Annotated in this window: 15 protein-coding genes; all 15 read left to right on the top strand. The window is 67.4% G+C overall.

Annotation, left to right across the window (positions count from 1 at the left end):
• Positions 1-39: 39 nt before the first annotated feature.
• The 15 genes from AC0WR5_RS14105 (at position 40) to AC0WR5_RS14035 (ending at position 16,525) form a co-directional block, all read left to right on the top strand.
• A complete protein-coding gene (locus AC0WR5_RS14105; protein ID WP_475864033.1) occupies positions 40-978 on the top strand; it encodes a sugar phosphate isomerase/epimerase family protein in 939 nt (312 codons plus the stop codon).
• Between the two features lie 51 nt (positions 979-1,029).
• Positions 1,030-2,256, top strand: coding sequence for an ABC transporter substrate-binding protein (locus AC0WR5_RS14100; RefSeq protein ID WP_475864032.1), 1,227 nt, complete (start codon positions 1,030-1,032; stop codon positions 2,254-2,256).
• A gap of 65 nt (positions 2,257-2,321) precedes the next feature.
• On the top strand, positions 2,322-3,212 hold the full coding sequence (locus AC0WR5_RS14095; RefSeq protein ID WP_475864031.1) for a carbohydrate ABC transporter permease: 891 nt from the start codon (positions 2,322-2,324) through the stop codon (positions 3,210-3,212).
• Positions 3,209-4,126 carry a carbohydrate ABC transporter permease gene (locus AC0WR5_RS14090; RefSeq protein ID WP_475864029.1) on the top strand — a complete coding sequence of 306 codons (918 nt, stop codon included), beginning with the start codon at positions 3,209-3,211 and terminating at the stop codon, positions 4,124-4,126. The genes AC0WR5_RS14095 and AC0WR5_RS14090 overlap by 4 nt, the downstream gene beginning before the upstream one ends.
• A gap of 18 nt (positions 4,127-4,144) precedes the next feature.
• The gene (locus tag AC0WR5_RS14085) at positions 4,145-5,248 is read left to right on the top strand and encodes an ABC transporter ATP-binding protein (protein WP_475864027.1); all 1,104 of its coding nucleotides are present in this window, start codon (positions 4,145-4,147) and stop codon (positions 5,246-5,248) included.
• A 117-nt stretch (positions 5,249-5,365) separates the two neighbouring features.
• Complete coding sequence (locus tag AC0WR5_RS14080; protein WP_475864025.1) at positions 5,366-7,036, top strand: GMC oxidoreductase; 1,671 nt, start codon at positions 5,366-5,368, stop codon at positions 7,034-7,036.
• On the top strand, positions 7,033-8,091 hold the full coding sequence (locus AC0WR5_RS14075) for a sugar phosphate isomerase/epimerase family protein (protein ID WP_475864023.1): 1,059 nt from the start codon (positions 7,033-7,035) through the stop codon (positions 8,089-8,091). Before AC0WR5_RS14080 ends, AC0WR5_RS14075 begins: the two co-directional genes overlap by 4 nt.
• An 11-nt stretch (positions 8,092-8,102) precedes the next feature.
• Positions 8,103-9,257: a Gfo/Idh/MocA family protein gene (locus AC0WR5_RS14070; protein ID WP_475864021.1), complete on the top strand. Its 1,155-nt coding sequence runs from the start codon at positions 8,103-8,105 to the stop codon at positions 9,255-9,257.
• 483 nt (positions 9,258-9,740) lie between these two features.
• Complete coding sequence (locus AC0WR5_RS14065; protein WP_475864019.1) at positions 9,741-11,234, top strand: ABC transporter substrate-binding protein; 1,494 nt, start codon at positions 9,741-9,743, stop codon at positions 11,232-11,234.
• Between the two features lie 71 nt (positions 11,235-11,305).
• The gene (locus tag AC0WR5_RS14060) at positions 11,306-12,253 is read left to right on the top strand and encodes an ABC transporter permease (RefSeq protein WP_475864017.1); all 948 of its coding nucleotides are present in this window, start codon (positions 11,306-11,308) and stop codon (positions 12,251-12,253) included.
• Entirely contained in the window at positions 12,250-13,119 is an 870-nt protein-coding gene (locus AC0WR5_RS14055; protein WP_475864016.1) for an ABC transporter permease, read from the top strand. Before AC0WR5_RS14060 ends, AC0WR5_RS14055 begins: the two co-directional genes overlap by 4 nt.
• 1 nt (position 13,120) lies before the next feature.
• Positions 13,121-14,098 carry an ABC transporter ATP-binding protein gene (locus AC0WR5_RS14050; protein ID WP_475864014.1) on the top strand — a complete coding sequence of 326 codons (978 nt, stop codon included), beginning with the start codon at positions 13,121-13,123 and terminating at the stop codon, positions 14,096-14,098.
• On the top strand, positions 14,095-14,946 hold the full coding sequence (locus tag AC0WR5_RS14045; RefSeq protein ID WP_475864013.1) for an ATP-binding cassette domain-containing protein: 852 nt from the start codon (positions 14,095-14,097) through the stop codon (positions 14,944-14,946). Before AC0WR5_RS14050 ends, AC0WR5_RS14045 begins: the two co-directional genes overlap by 4 nt.
• The gene (locus AC0WR5_RS14040; protein ID WP_475864011.1) at positions 14,943-15,755 is read left to right on the top strand and encodes a metallophosphoesterase family protein; all 813 of its coding nucleotides are present in this window, start codon (positions 14,943-14,945) and stop codon (positions 15,753-15,755) included. The genes AC0WR5_RS14045 and AC0WR5_RS14040 overlap by 4 nt, the downstream gene beginning before the upstream one ends.
• On the top strand, positions 15,755-16,525 hold the full coding sequence (locus AC0WR5_RS14035) for a tyrosine-protein phosphatase (protein WP_475864010.1): 771 nt from the start codon (positions 15,755-15,757) through the stop codon (positions 16,523-16,525). The genes AC0WR5_RS14040 and AC0WR5_RS14035 overlap by 1 nt, the downstream gene beginning before the upstream one ends.
• Positions 16,526-16,573 lie beyond the last annotated feature (48 nt).

Here is a 16,573-nt window from a genome sequence, read left to right as displayed (position 1 = left end):
TTCAGGCCTATTTTTGTGCACCCTGGCAAAGGATTTCCAATGCAGGATCAGCCCAGCCTGCGCTTCGGCGTGGATCTCGTGACCTTCTTCCATCCCGGTTTCTGGGGCGTCGATGATGCCGATGGCATCACCGCCCGCGCCGAAAGTGATCCCACCGGCTTCTGGCTGCAGATTCTCGATGCCGTGGCCGAGAGCGGCGTCAGGGGCATCGAGCTGACCTTCCCGCCGATGGACTGGAAGGGCGCCATTGCCGCCTTCGGCTCTGCCGAGGCCTTCGCAGCCGAGCTCGAGGCGCGCGACTTGGTGATCTGCTCCGGCTTCTTCGGCGATCCTGCGCATCTCGACTGGACCGATTCCGCCGTGGTCGATCAGATGGTCGCCAGCGTCGAGGACTACGCGCGCTTTCTCGCCTCCTGCGGCGCCGATGTCATCGTGGCCGGCCTGCCGATGATGCAGACCCCGGCCGTGCTCTATGATTTCGACACCGCCCGCGCCCTTGCCCTGGTGATGAACCGCCTCGGGCAGGCCACTGCCGCCTGCGGCGTGAAATTCGCCATGCACACCGAGGGGCACTCGATCTTCTCGCGGGCCCGCGACATCGACCTGATGCTGCTGCTCACCGATCCCACCTTCGTGCATTTCTGCCCCGACACCGCCCATATCACCCTGATGGGCGGCGACCCGCTGCAGATCTGCGACCGCCATCACGAGCGTATCGTGATCGCGCACTGGAAAGACGCCAAGGGCCAGATGCCGGCCGATACCCCCGTGGACGAAACCATCCACGACCGGCACCGCCCCTGGTTCTGCGGCTTTGGCACCGGCCGCGTGGACTGGCCCGGCTGGATGCGCCTGATGCGCGACCGCAAGATCACCGGCTGGGCGATCCTCGAACTCGATGCCGCCCCCGATCCGGTGGCCGACCTGAAGGGCGGGCTGACCCTCGTCAATCAGGCCCTGCTGCCGATCTATCGCTGATATCCTTTCCCCCGAATGCCACATGAAGAAGGCACCAACAGGAGATTTCCAATGAAACTAGCTACCATTCTCATGGCCGGCTCGGCGCTCGTCGCCTCCGCCGGTCTCGCCTCCGCGCAGGACATGAAGGCCGAGGTCTTCACCTCCTGGACCTCCGGCGGCGAACAGCGCGCTGTCGACGCAATCAAGAAGGCCTTCGAGGCCAAGGGCGGCGAGTGGGAAGTCTCCTCCATCGCCGGTTTCGAGAGCGCCAAGGCCGCTCTGATGAACCGCATGATGGCCGGCGATGCGCCGACGATCTACCAGTCGGTCGTCGGGCTCGATCAGGCCGAGATGGTCGAATCGGGCATGCTGACCCCGATCACCTCGGTCGCCGAGGCCAACAACTGGGCCGATGTCATCCCCCAGTCGATCCTCGACAACATCACCTATGACGGCCAGATCTACCTCTCGCCCACCGGCATCCAGGGCGAAAGCTGGATGTTCTACTCCCAGGCCGCCTTCGACAAGGCCGGCATCGAGAAGGCCCCCGAGAGCTGGGACGAGTTCTTTGCCGACATGGACAAGCTCAAGGCCGCCGGCCTGACCCCGATCGCCTGGGGCGGTCAGTCCTGGCAGGAGACCAAGGTCTTCAACATGATCCTGCTCAGCGAGGTCGGCCTCGACGGCTTCATGAAGATCTACGTCGACCACGACCCCGAGGTCATCTCTGGTGAAGGCGTGCGCAACACGCTGGAAATCATGGCGAAAATGCGCGACTACGTCGACGAGGGCGCCCCGGGCCGTAACTGGAACGATGCCACCTCCATGCTGATCAACGGCACCGCCGGCGTTCAGTTCATGGGCGACTGGGCCAAGGGCGAATTCACCGCTGCCGGTCAGACCGCGGGCGATCAGTACGGCTGTGTCCTCGCACCGGAATCCCCGGGCATGGTCTACATCGCCGACGCCTTCTCCTATCCCAAGATCGGCGACAATGGCCCGACGCCGGCCCAGGCCGCGATGGCCGAGGTCGTGCTCGATCCCGAGGTCCAGGTCGAATTCTCGATCAACAAGGGCTCGATCCCCGTGCGCACCGATGTCGATACCTCCAAGTTCGACATCTGCACCAAGCTCGGCCTGCAGCTGATGGCAGAGGACAAGATCGTCCCCGAGCACGCCATCACCATCACGCCCGATCAGGCCGGCATGCTGACCGATTTCGTGGGTGAATTCTTCAACACCCCCGATGCCGACATCGACGACTCGATGGAATACTTCGCCGAAGTCTTCCAGTAATCGCACCACCCGGCGCCGCCTTTCCCGCAGGGGAGGGGCGGCGCCATCCTGTTCCGGAGTAGCTCATGAAACCCAGGCGCAAGCGTTCCCTCGTGGCCTTTGCCGCCCTCGTGCCAACCTGGCTCGCGGTGGTGGTCATCTATATCGGCACGATGGTCTGGTCCGTCCGGCTGTCCTTCACCAACTCGAAACTCTTCCCCTCGTCCGAGTTCGTGGGCCTGGCGCAATACGAGCGCCTCTGGAATACCTCCAAGTGGATCACGGCCTATTCCAACCTGATCATCTTCGGCGTGCTCTTCGTGGCCGGCTGCCTGGTGATCGGTTTCCTGCTGGCCGCGGCCCTCGACCGCCAGGTGCGGTTCGAGAGCGCTTTCCGCACCTTCTTCCTCTATCCCTACGCGATGTCCTTCGTGGTGACCGGCCTGATCTGGCAATGGCTGATGAACCCCACGCTCGGCATCCAGCAGACCATGCGCAGCCTCGGCTTCGAGAATTTCACCTTCGACCTGCTCACCAGCCGTGAATACGCCATCTACGGTGTCGTCATCGCTGGCGTCTGGCAGATGTCGGGCCTCGTGATGGTGATGATGCTTGCCGGGATGCGCGGCATCGACGGCGAACAATGGAAGGCCGCCCGGGTCGATGGCATCCCCGTCTGGCGCACCTATCTCTCGATCATCCTGCCACAGCTCGGCCCGGCCATCGCCGCCGTCACCACGCTTTTGGCCATGGGCGTGATCCGCACCTACGACCTCGTCGTGGCCCTCACCAACGGCGGCCCCGGCTCGGCCACCGAGGTGCCCGCCAAGTTCATCATGGACAACCTCTTCCAGCGTCAGAACCTCGGCCTCGCCGCCGCGGCGGCCACAACGCTGCTGATCACCGTCGTGATCGTCGTCGTCCCCTTCCGCTATGCCAGCTCGATCCGGGCCAAACGCAAGGCAGGCACGCTATGAGCACCGCAACGAAAAATCCCCGCGGCCGGACGGCCGCAAAAAATCCCCGCGGGCCGAAACCCGGCTCTGTCACCGCCGGCCGCATCGGCCTCTATGTCTTCCTCGTCGTCACCGTGCTCTTCTTCGCGCTGCCGCTCTACGTGATGATCGTCACCTCGCTTAAGTCGATGGACGAGATCCGCGCGGCGCAGATCTTCGCCCTGCCGCAGCACTTCGACCTCTCCGCCTGGAAGACCGCCTGGTCCGGCGCCTGTGCCGGCCTCGAATGCGGCGGGCTGAAGGTGGGCTTCGTGAACTCGATCAAGATCACGGTGCCCGCCGTGATAATCTCGGTGATTTTCGGGGCCGTCAACGGCTACGCCCTGTCGTTCTGGAAACCGCGTGGCGGCAACCTGATGTTCGGCCTGCTGATGGCCGGCGCCCTGGTGCCCTATCAGGTCTTCCTCTACCCCTTGGTGCGCGGCATGGCAGGGTTCAATCTCTACAACACGCTGCCCGGCATCATCTTTGTGCACGTGCTCTTCGGCCTGCCGCTCGTCACGCTGCTCTTCCGCAACTACTTCGTCACGATCCCCGAGGAGCTCTTCAAGGCCTCCCGCCTCGACGGCGCCGGCTTCTGGCGCATCTTCTGGGAAATCATGCTGCCCATGTCGCTGCCGATGCTCGTCGTCGCCGCCATGATGCAGTTCACCGGCATCTGGAACGACTTCCTCCTCGGCCTCGTCTTTGCCGGTCGTGACAACCTGCCGATGACGGTTCAGCTGAACAACATCGTCAACACAACCACCGGCGAACGGCTCTACAACGTCAACATGGCTGCCACCATCCTGACGGCGCTCGTTCCCCTCGCCATCTATTTCCTCTCCGGACGCTGGTTCGTGCGCGGCATCGCCGCCGGCGCCGTCAAGGGCTGATCCCAAGGGTTCCTGAACATGACAACTTCCGACACCGCCACCACCGCCGCCTCCACGGCTGTCGACATCAAGGACCTCAAGATCACCTACGGCAACACCGTGGTGATGGAGAACATGAACATCGACATCGCGCCGCGTGAGTTCCTCGTGCTGCTCGGGCCCTCGGGCTGCGGCAAGTCCACGCTGCTCAACGCCATTGCCGGCCTCACCGATGTCGCCGACGGCGAGATCTGGATCGAGGGCAAGAACGTCACCTGGGCCGAGCCCAAGGACCGCGGCATCGGCATGGTGTTCCAGTCCTATGCCCTCTATCCGCGCATGTCCGTGCGCAAGAACCTCTCCTTCGGCCTGCGGGTTTCCGGCATGGCCAAGGACGAGATCGCCCGACGGGTCGACCGTGCGGCCGAGATGTTGCATCTCTCCCCGCTCCTCGACCGCAAGCCGGCAGAACTGTCGGGCGGGCAGCGCCAGCGCGTGGCCATCGGCCGCGCGCTGGTGCGCCAGGTTGATGTCTTCCTCTTCGACGAGCCGCTCTCGAACCTCGATGCCAAGCTCCGCAACGAGCTGCGCGTCGAGATCAAGAAGCTGCACCAGGATCTCGGCAACACGATGATCTACGTCACCCACGACCAGGTCGAGGCGATGACGCTGGCCGACCGGATCGCCATCATGAACGGCGGCAAGATCCAGCAACTGGGCACCCCGGCCGAGATCTACCACCGCCCGGTCAACCTCTTTGTGGCGGGCTTCATCGGCGCGCCGGCGATGAACTTCCTCAAGGGCGAGGTCGCTATTGACGGGGCAGGGGGCGCACGCTTCCGCTCCGGCCCGCTCGATCTCGACCTCTCGGGCTATGACGGCACGCCGGTGGCGGGCCCCGCCACGCTCGGCCTGCGCCCCGAGGACCTTCTCGTCGACGGCACCGAGGGCCCCGCGCTCGAGGGAACCGTTACCGTGGTCGAGCCGATGGGCGCCGATGCGGTCACCTGGTTCGACTGGCAGGGCCAGCGCCTCTCGCTGCGCGTGATGGGCGATGCGCCCCATGTGCCGGGCGCCCCGCTGCGCGCCGGTATCGACATCTCGCGGGCCTCGCTCTTCGGCGCCGACGGCACCCGTCTCTGATCCGGCGTCCCTGACACCCTTCGGCGGCTGCCCCGCCATCTGAAATCAAGACCGCAGAGACCAAGGGCCGGCAAGGTCCGCTCCGCCTGCGGGCCCGAACGAACTGGAGAAACGAACATGTCGCAGCCCCGCTACGATGCCATGGTGATCGGGTCCGGCCCCGCCGGATCCTTCGCCGCCAAGGAACTGACCGAACAGGGCCTCAAGGTCCTGCTGCTCGAGGCCGGCCGCGATGTCGGCCCCGCCGATTTCGACCCGAACCGGAAAAAGCCGCCGCAGTCCGACATCAACATCTGGGAACGCGCCCGCGCCACCGCCCGCGGCAAGCCGGTTCAGGCCCGCTCTGCCTTCTTCTCGGAAAAGCTCGAGCACCTGCACGTCTCCGACCGCAAGAACCCCTATACCACCGACCCCGACGCGCCCTTCCTGTGGATCCGCGGCAAGCAGTCGGGCGGCCGGATGCACCTCTTCGGGCGCTGCCTGATGCGCTGGTCCGACGATGACTTCCGCATGAAGTCCCGCACCGGCCACGGCGCCGACTGGCCCATCGAATACTCCGATGTCGCGCCCTATTACGACGAGGTCGAGACCTTCCTCGGTCTCTACGGCCTCAAGGAAGGCGTGCCCACCCAGCCCGATCCCACCCCGGTGCACGCGGCACAGCTCACCTCGCAGGAACAGCAGTTCAAGGCCGAGTACGAGGCCCGCTGGCCCGACCGCAACGCCATCTCCTGGCGCTACATCGCCCCCGAGATCGAGCGCGTGCCCTCGCCGCTGCGGGCCGCCCTCGCCACCGGCAACCTGACGGTGCGCTACAATTCCATCGTCACCCGCATCACCACCGACCCCGCCACCGGCCGCGCCACCGGCGCCGAGGTGCTCGATGCCAAGACCAAGGAAAAGCACAGCTTCGAGGCCGCCTCCGTCGTGCTCTGCGCCTCCACCGTCGAGAGCGTCCGCCTGCTGCTGATGTCCGCCAACGAGAAGCACCCCGAGGGCCTCGCCAACTCCTCCGGCACGCTGGGGCGCTACTTCATGGATCAGCTGCCCTGCCTGGCCATGGGCAATTACACCCGTGCCACGGGCTGGGAGACCGACACCGCCGCGCCGGCCGATCCCTTCTACCCGCCCTCTGGCGGCATCTTCCTCACCCGCTTCGTCGGCAAGGACGGCACCTCCGCCTCGCAATTCGACTACCAGGGCTCCATCGGCCGCGGCCCGGTGCCCGAGGGCGCCCCGGCCCGCGCCTCCTTCTTCGGCTTCGGCGAGATGATGCCCGACGCGAACAACCGCATCACCCTCGACCCGCGCAAGAAGGACGCCTGGGGCCTGCCGGTGCCGCATCTGCGCTGCGTCATGGGCCCCGAGGACGAGAAGAACCTCACGAAACAAGAGGAAACCCTGATCGAGATCGCCGAGGAAATGGGCGTCGATTTCGAGTTCATCGGCTCGCCCCGCGGCCTGCGCGAACTGGGCCGTGGCGCCTATCCCGACGCCGATCCCTTCTCGCGCTTCATCTTCCGCAAGTGGTTCAGCAAGACCATGCTGATGGGCGCCGCGATCCACGAAACCGGCGGGGCCCGCATGGGCGACGATCCCGCCACCTCCGTGGTCAATGGCATGAACCAGAGCTGGGACATCCCCAACCTCTACATCACCGACGGCTCCACCATGGCGGGCTCGGGCGTCACCGGCGCCACGCTCACCATCATGGCGCTGACCGTGCGCGCCTGCCGCCATCTTGCGGCAGAGCTGAAGGGTGAAAAGGGCACGACGGAGGCCGCATGAAGACGATCAAGGGGCCGGGCATCTTCCTGGCGCAATTCGCGGGCGATACCGCGCCCTTCGACACCTGGGACGGCATCACCAAATGGGCCTCGGACACCGGCTATGCCGGGGTCCAGGTACCCGTGGATGCCGGCTTCTTCGATCTCGCCCGCGCGGCGGACTCGCGCGATTACTGCGACGAGATCGCCGGTGTGGCGCGCGAGAACGGCGTCGAGATCACCGAGCTCTCGGCGCATCTCTACGGCCAGCTCGTGGCGGTGCACCCGGCCTATGACATCGCCTTCGACGGCTTTGCCCCCGCCGCGCTCCACGGCCGGCCCGCCGCGCGCCAGGACTGGGCCATGGAACAGGTGCGCCTGGCGCTCAGCGCCTCGCGCAACTTCGGTCTGACCGAAATGGCCGCCTTCTCCGGCGCGCTCGCCTGGCCCTATCTCTACCCCTGGCCGCAGCGCCCCGCGGGCCTCGTCGAAACCGCCTTCGACGAACTGGCCGCGCGCTGGCGTCCGCTCCTCGATCACGCCGAGGACATGGGTGTCGACATCTGCTACGAGATCCACCCCGGCGAAGACCTGCACGACGGCATCAGCTTCGAGATGTTCCTCGACCGGGTCGATCAGCACCCGCGCGCCAACATGCTCTACGATCCCTCGCATTACGTCCTGCAATGCCTTGATTACCTTGACAATATCGACATCTACCGCGACCGGATCAAGATGTTCCACGTCAAGGATGCCGAGTTCAACCCGACGGGCCGTCAGGGCGTCTACGGCGGCTTCCAGCCCTGGGTCGACCGGGCAGGGCGCTTCCGCTCGCCGGGCGACGGTCAGGTCGATTTCGGCGCCGTCTTCGCGAAAATGGCTGCCAATGATTTCGCCGGCTGGGCCGTGGTGGAATGGGAATGCGCGCTCAAGCACCCCGAGGATGGCGCCCGCGAGGGGGCAGCCTTCGTGCGCGATCACATCATCCGCGTGACCGACCGCGCCTTCGACGATTTCGCCGACAGCGGGGCGGACGACGACGCCAATCGCACTATGCTTGGCCTGAACCGCAGCTGAAGGAGACCCCCATGAGCAGACCCATTCGCCTCGGCATGGTCGGCGGCGGCATCGGCGGCAATATCGGCCCCGTGCACCGCATCGCGGCCCGCCTCGACGGTCGTTACACCCTGACCGCTGGCGCGCTCTCCTCCCGGCCCGAGGTGGCCGGGGAAAGCGCCGCCGCCCTCGGCCTCGACCCCGCGCGCAGCTATACCGACTACCGGCAGATGGCGATCCGCGAGGCCCGCCTGAAGGACGGCATCGAGGCCGTGGCCATCGTCACGCCCAACCACCTGCATTACCCCGTCGCCCGCGAGTTCCTGAAACGCGGCATCCACGTCATCTGCGACAAGCCCCTCACGGCGACGCTCGCCGAGGCCCGCAAGATGCAGCAGGCGGTGGAGAAGAGCGACGCGCTCTTCATGCTCACCCATACCTATTCCGGCTATCCGATGATGCGCCAGGCCCGCGAGATGGTGGCCAATGGCGATCTCGGCGCGATCCGCCTGGTCAACATGGAATACGTGCAGGACTGGATGGCCGAGGATCTGCCCGGCAACAAGCAGGCCGAATGGCGCACCGACCCCGCGCAATCGGGTGCCGGCGGCTCCATTGGCGATATCGGCACCCATGCGCTGCAGATGGGCCTCTTCGTCTCGGGCCTCACCCCCGACAGCCTCTCCGCCGATCTGCACAGCTTCGTGCCCGGCCGGGTGCTCGACGACAACGCCCACGTGATGTTCCGCTTTGCCGAGCAGGGCGGCGTCGCCGCCCGGGGCACCCTCTGGTGCTCTCAGGTCGCCGCAGGCGAAATCAACGGGCTGCGCCTGCGCATCTACGGCACCAAGGGCGGCCTCGAATGGTCTCAGGAGGATCCCGAGCGTCTGTGGTTCATGCCGCTGCACGGTGAAAAGCGCCTGGTCACCCGCGGCTCTGCCGGCACCGGCCCCGCTGCCGCGCGCCTCGGCCGGGTGCCCGGCGGCCACCCCGAGGGTTACCTCGAGGCCTTCGCCAACCTCTATTCCGAGACCGCCGATGCCATCGAGGCCCATCGCGAGGGCCGCGCGCCCGCCGATGACGTGCTCTTCCCGGGCATCGAGGACGGCATTACCGGCATGCGCTTTGTCGACGCCTGCGTGCGCTCCTCGAAACGCGACGGCGCCTGGATCACCCTCCGGGACTAGGGCGCCGGCATCAGAATCGGCCGAAAGGGGCAAGCCGGCCCATCCCGGTGCGCCCTCCCTGTCTATTGCAAGCAGACGGCGGCTGACGGGCAGGGGAGCGAGCAATCGCTCCCCTGTCTTTTTTTAGGGGCCCCGGTGCCCCCCTCTCCGGTCGCACTTCCCGGCACGGCCCCGGCCAAATCCGCACCGCGCGCGGCCACCGATACAAGACCGAAAGGGCCGGAGCCGACGCTCCGACTCCTGGTCGCATTCTGCCACGCGAAACTCGCGCCAGGCAAAAGGCGCTTCGCTTTCAAGGCGATGCGCCTCTTTTGCGTGCACGTACAGTCACTCATTCGAATGAATCCGGGGCTGCGAAATCAGCGCTATGTGCCACTGTCCCAAAAATGCCATCCTATTGTCACACAGGTGTAGCGAACCGGGTCCATGGCTGCCGCCAGCCCCCCGGGCGTTCCCCCCGACCGGTCAGTAAAGGATTTCTCCATGCGCCATCCCCTGCTCTCCACGCTCGCGGGCCTCGCCCTGGGCCTCGGTCTCACGCACCCCGTGCTCGCCGCAGATGCGCTTATGCGTATCGGCCTGCAGCAAGAGCCGACCTCCCTCGATCCCACCTCCGATGCCACGGCTTCGATCGCCGGCATGCTCAGCCACAATGTCTACGAGAGCCTGACGACCGTGGACGAGAGCGGCGCCGTCCATCCCGATCTCGCCACCAGCTGGGAGATCTCCGACGACGGCCTCACCTATACCTTCCACCTGGCCGAGGGCGTAAACTTCCACGACGGCACCACCTTCGATGCCGAGGACGTCAAGTTCACCCTCGACCGCGCCATGGCCGAAGACAGCGTGAACCCCGCGAAACGCTACTTTGCCGCCATCGACACCGTCACCGTCGTCGATCCGCTCACCCTCACGGTCACCCTGACGCAGCCCGACGCCTTCTTCCTCTTCAACCTCGCCCAGGGCACCGCCTCCATCGTCGCCCCCGAGAGCATCGAGGGGGACAAGACCACCCCCATCGGCACCGGCCCCTTCAAGTTCGACGGCTGGACCCGCGGCGACAGCCTGACCCTGGTCAAGAACCCCGAGTATCGCGCCGCCGACGGCGTGACCCTCGACAAGGTGCAGTTCCGCTTCATCTCCGATCCGGCCTCGGCCTCCGCCGCCCTCATGGCCGGCGAGATCGACGCCTATCCCGCCTTCAGCGCCCCCGAGATGCTGCCGCAGTTCGAACATGACCCGCGTTTCAACGTCACCGTCGGTTCGACCGAGGGCGAGGTCATCCTGGCGATGAACAACTCCCGTGCCCCCTTCACCGATCCCCGCGTGCGCGAGGCGGTGAACCACGCCATCGACCGCAGCGAGATCATCGACGGCGCCATGTACGGCCGCGCCGTGCCCATCGGAAGCTTCTATCCGCCCCATGGCCCGGCCTATGTCGACCTCACCGAACGCTGGCCCCATGACACCGGGAAGGCCAAGGAGCTCTTCTCCGAGGCGGGCGTCGAGGGCAGCACCATGACACTGCGCGTGCCGCCCTTCCCCTATGCCACCCGCTCGGCCGAGATCATCCAGGCAGAGCTGGCCCAGGCCGGCATCGACGCCAAGGTCGAGACCGTGGAATGGGGCTTCTGGCTCGACGAGGTCTACAAGAAGAAAAACTACGACATGACCATCATCGCCCATACCTCGCCCAACGACCTGGGCAATTTCGCCAAGGGCCCGGACTACTTCTACGGCTACCAGAGCGACGAATTCGATGGTCTCTGGAACAAGATCCAGACCGAGAGCGACCCGGCGGTGCGCAACGATCTCGAGCGCGAGGCCCAGAATTACCTGGCCGACAACGCGGTGATGGGCTTCCTGTTCCAGATGCCCAAGCTCTCGATCATCAATGCCCGTGTCGATGGCTTCTGGGAGAATTCCCCGGTCACCTTCCAGCCGCTCGCCGACGTGCACTGGGGTGATCCCTCCTGATCCCGTCCGACCTCTATGAAGACCCGCGCAGGACGGCGGCCCCCGCCGTCCTGTCGCGTTGAAAGTTCTCAATGGCCCTGTTCCTCCTTCGCCGTCTCATCGGCCTCCTGCTGACCCTTTTCGCCATTTCGGTCATCGTCTTCGCGGTGATGAACGTGCTGCCCGGCGATCCGGCGCTCACCATTCTCGGCATCGATTCCACGCCAGAGGCCCAGGCCGCCCTGCGGGCCGAGCTGGGCCTCGATCAGCCCGTTCTCGCCCGCTATGCCTCCTGGATCACCGGGGTGGTGCAGGGCGATTTCGGCATCTCCTATTCCTTCGACGTGCCGGTTTCGGGGCTGATCGCCGAACGTCTGCCGCTCACCCTCACGCTGGCGGCGCTCGGCACCGCGCTCACTCTGCTGCTGGCGCTGGTGGCGGGCACCTTCGCCGCTTCGCGCCATGGCCGGGCAGGGGACTGGGCGGTGATGATCCTGTCGCAGCTGGGCATCGCCATCCCGGCCTTCTGGCTGGCCATCCTGCTGGTGCTGCTCTTCGCCGTGAAACTGCACTGGCTGCCGCCCGGCGGCTTCCCGGGCTGGTCCGATCCCATGGCCGCCATCCGCGCGCTGATCCTGCCCACCGTGGCGCTGGCCCTGGTACAGGGGGCCGTGCTGGCGCGCGTCACCCGCTCTTCGGCGCTCGAGGTCATGCGCCTCGATTTCACCCGCACGGCCCGGGCCACCGGCCTCTCGCCGCGCCGGGTGCTCTGGCGTCACGTGCTGCCCAATGCGCTGGTGCCCATCATCACCATCGTCGGCATGCAGTTCGCCTCCGTCGTCACCGGCACCATCGTGATCGAGAACGTCTTCTTCCTGCCCGGCCTCGGGCGGCTGATCTTCCAGTCGATCTCAAACCGTGACCTGATCACCGTGCAGGCGCTGGTGCTGCTGGTGGCGGCGGTGGTGGTCATCGCCAACTTCCTCGTCGACGTGGCCTATGCCCTGATCGACCCCCGGCTGAAGGCGCGCCTGACATGAGCTCCACCTCCGTGACCCCCGAGGGCAAGCCGGCGCGCAAATCCGGGCACCGCCGCTGGCCCGTGAACCTCGTCATCGGCGCCGTCCTGGTGGGCTTCGTCACCTTCATCGCCGCGCTCTCGCTGATCTGGACGCCGTACCCCTATGCCGAGATCGACGTGATCAACAAATTCGCGCCGCCCTCGGCCGATCACTGGCTGGGCACCGATCAGCTCGGCCGCGACGTGCTCTCGCAGCTCATGGTGGCGGCGCGCAATTCCATGGCGGTGGCACTCATCGCCGTGGGGATCGGCGGCTCCATCGGCGTGGTGCTCGGCGTGCTGGCCAGCGCCCGCGGCGGCTGGGTCGAGGATCTCGTCATGCGCCTCGCCGATCTCTCCCTGGCCTTCCCGGCGCTGCTCTTCGCCATCATGATGGCCGCGGCCTTCGGCCCCTCGCTGCAAAACACCGTGCTGGCCATCGCCTTCATCAACGTGCCCATCTTCGCCCGGGTCTCGCGTGGCGCCGCGAACCAGGTCTGGACCCGCGAGTTCGTGCTGGCGGGCGAGGCCTCCGGCGCCACCCGCACCCGTCTCACCCTCGATCACATCCTGCCCAACATCGCCGCGCCGATCATCGTGCAGGCCACCATCGAGTTCTCCGTGGCGCTGCTGGCCGAGGCCGCGCTCTCCTATCTCGGGCTCGGCGCCCAGCCGCCCGCGCCCTCCTGGGGCCGCATGCTCGCCGATGCCCAGACGCTCCTCTACCTCGCGCCACAGCTCGCGATCTACCCCGGCATCTGCATCGTGCTCGCCGTCCTCGGCTTCGGCCTGCTGGGCGACGGCATCCGCGACGTCACCGACCCCCGCCTCAGAAGGCAGCGCTGACATGCTCACCGCCACATCCCTCTCCGTCCGTTTCGGCGATGCCTACGCGCTCCGCGACGCCTCGCTCTCCCTCCGCCCCGGCGACCGCATCGGCGTGGTGGGAGAGAGCGGCTCGGGCAAGTCCATGCTCGCCTCCGCCCTCATGGGCATGGTGCCCGAGGCCGCCACCCTCACCGGCACCCTCGACATCGACGGCACCGACATGTCCGCCGCGCCGGAGGCCGCCTGGCGGGCCCTGCGCTCCCGCCGCATCGCGATGATCTTCCAGGAGCCCATGGCCGCCCTCAACCCGCTCCGCCGGGTGGGCACCACGGTGATGGAGCCGCTCCGCGTGCACATGGGCCTGTCGAAGGATCAGGCCCGTGCCCGCGCCATCGCGCTCTTCGAGGAGGTCGGCCTGCCCGATCCCGCCACCCGGTTGCGCCTTTACCCGCACGAGCTCTCCGGCGGTCAGCGCCAGCGGGTGCTGATCGCCCTGGCGCTCGCCTGCGACCCGGCGCTGCTGATCGCGGACGAACCCACCACGGCGCTCGATGCCGAGGTGGCGCTGCGGATCACCGACCTGCTGGTCAGCCTCTCGCGCTCGCGCAACATGGCGCTGATGATCATCAGCCACGACCTCTCGATCGTCGCCCGCGCCACCCGTCAGACCCTGGTGATGTACGGCGGCGACATCGTCGAGCGGGGCGACACCGCGCGCCTGCTGGCGGCGCCCGCCCATCCCTATACCCGCGGCCTGCTCGCCGCGCGGCCGCGTCCGGCCCGCACACCCCGCGCCCCCGGCAGCCGTCGCCCGCGGCTGCCCACGATCCCGGGCACCATCCCGGCGCTCGCCGACCTGCCCGCGGGCTGCCGCTTCTCGGGCCGCTGTGCCGAGGAGCTGCCGCGCTGCGCCGGCACCCGCGCGCCCGCCTGCGCGACAGAGACCGGCGCAGCCGCCTGCCACCTGCTGAGCCCGGCGGAAAGGAGCCACCCGTGACCCTGCTTCAGGCCGAGAACCTCCGCCGCCTCTACCGCCAGCCCCGCACCTCGCTCTTCGGCGCGCACCCGGAGCTGGTGGCCGTCGCCGATGCCTCCTTCACGCTGGAGCCGGGCGAGACCCTCGGCATCGTGGGCGAGAGCGGCTCGGGCAAGTCCACGCTCGCCCGCATGGTCATGGGCTTCGAGACGCCCGACGCCGGCCGCGTCCTCTTCCAGGGGCAGGACCTGCACGCCATGACCGGTCCCCATCTGCGGGCCGCCCGCACCCGCTTCCAGATGATCTTCCAGGATCCCTACGGCTCGCTCGATCCGCGCCGCAACGTCGGCTGGTCCATCGCCGAGCCGCTGCGCGCCGCAGGCCAGGCCGAGGGGCAGGCGGCCGGGAAGGGCGCAGAGAGCCACCGCGTGGCCGAGGCGCTGGAGCAGGTGGGCCTTGCCCCCGCCGACGCCGCGAAATACCCGCACGAGTTCTCCGGCGGCCAGCGCCAGCGCATCGCCATCGCCCGCGCCATCGTGCTGCGTCCCGCGCTCATCGTGGCGGACGAGGCCGTCTCGGCCCTCGATGTCTCGGTCCAGGCCCAGATCCTCAACCTGCTTATGGACCTTCAGGAGGATCTCGGCCTGTCGATGCTCTTCATCAGCCATGACCTCGCCGTGGTCGGCGCGCTCTGCGACCGGCTGCTGGTGATGCAACGCGGCGAGGTGGTGGAGCAGGGCGAGACCACGGCCCTCTTCGCCAACCCGTCGCATGATTACACCCGCCGGCTGCTCGCGGCCTCGCACGTCAGCGAATCCGCCGCCACGCAAGTCCCCGATAACCTCCCGCATGAAAGGATCGACGCATGACCACGCGTTTCCTGCACCTGACCGACATCCATGTGTCGCACCCCGACGTGGGCGATACCACGCTCGACACCGATACCGTCGCCACCCTCGACCGGGTGATCGCGCTCATCGGTCAGATCCAGCCCGCGCCCGCCTTCATCGTGGCCTCCGGCGACCTGACCAACCGCGGCCATGTCGAGAGCTACGAACTCCTGGCAGAGCGCATGTCCCAGTTGGACATCCCGATCTTCTACGCGCTCGGCAACCACGACCGCCGCGAGGGCTTCCGTGCCGTCTTCACCGGGTTCCCCGGGGGGCCCTCCGACCCGCTCGATCACGACACGGTGCTTTCGGGCATCCACCTGATCACCCTGGACACCGCCGAGCCGGGCCGGGTGGGGGGCCGTATCCAGGACGCGCAGTTCGAGTTCCTCGGTGCCGCCCTGCAGCGTCACCCCGAGCTGCCAAAGCTGCTGGTGCTGCACCACATGCCGCGTCTTGCGCCCGAGGCGGTGGAATGGACCTCGCTGCCCCAGGCCGATACCGACCGCCTCGCCGCCATGCTGCAGGGCGTCAACGTCATGGGCATCCTCTCGGGCCATGTGCACTACAACCGCGTGGCGCTCTGGAACGGCATCCCGGTGGTCATCACCAACGGACAGCACGCCACCGTCGACCTGCTCGCCCGCGGCGAGATCCGCATCGTCGAGGGCACCGGCATCGCCATGTGCGAGGTGCTGCCGGGCGGTCTCTCCGCAACCTTCATGCCGATCGACACGGGCGAGGTCCTGCGGACGGTCTCGCTGGAACGGCTGAAGGAGCTGGCCTGATGGACATGATCCACGACCCGCGCCGGATCATCCCGCTCTCCGGGGCGCACAACGTGCGCGACATCGGCGGCTATGTCGCCGACGGCGGTGCCGGCGCGGGGGGCAAGACGCAATGGCGCCGCTTCCTGCGGGCCGACGGGCTGCACAACCTCTCTGCCGGAGACATCGACCACCTGCAGGAGGAGGGGCTGCGCACGGTGATCGACCTGCGCTCCACCGCCGAACGCGCAGCCGAGCCGAACCCCTTCGAGGGCATCGAGGAGATCGGCTATCACCCTCTCGCGCTCTTCGATGCGCTGGCGCCCGCGGGCGAGCGCCCCGCCGATGCGCCGAAACCCGCGGATCCGCTGCTCGAGTTCTACCTGACGGCCCTGCACCGGCGCGGCGCGGCCATCGCCGCCGTCATGGCGCAGATGGCCGTGGCGCCCGAGGGCGCGGTGCTCTTCCACTGCACGGCAGGCAAGGACCGCACCGGCATCATCGCCGCGCTGCTGCTGTCGCTGGCCGGCACGCCCGAGGATCAGATCCTTGCCGATTACGCGATGACGAAACATCGCATCGCCACCCTGGTGGCGCATTTCCTGCAGGTGGCCGAGGCCCAGGGCAACGATGTCGCGGCCTATCGCCCGATGCTGGAGTGCCGCCCCGAGACGATGCAGGCGATGCTCGCCGACCTGCGCAGCCGCCACGGCGACGTGGCGGGCTATCTCGACAGCATCGGCGTCACCGGCGGCACGGTACGGACCCTGCGCGACCGGCTCCTGCTCTGAGCCCCCGTCGCCGGAGGGCGACATGGAAAACAACGTCACAGGGGGCTC

The sequence above is a fragment of the Pseudooceanicola sp. DL12 genome (genome assembly GCF_056270665.1).
The sequence above is the reverse complement of the archived record's forward strand: the minus strand, read 5'-3'. Positions and strand labels throughout refer to the sequence as shown.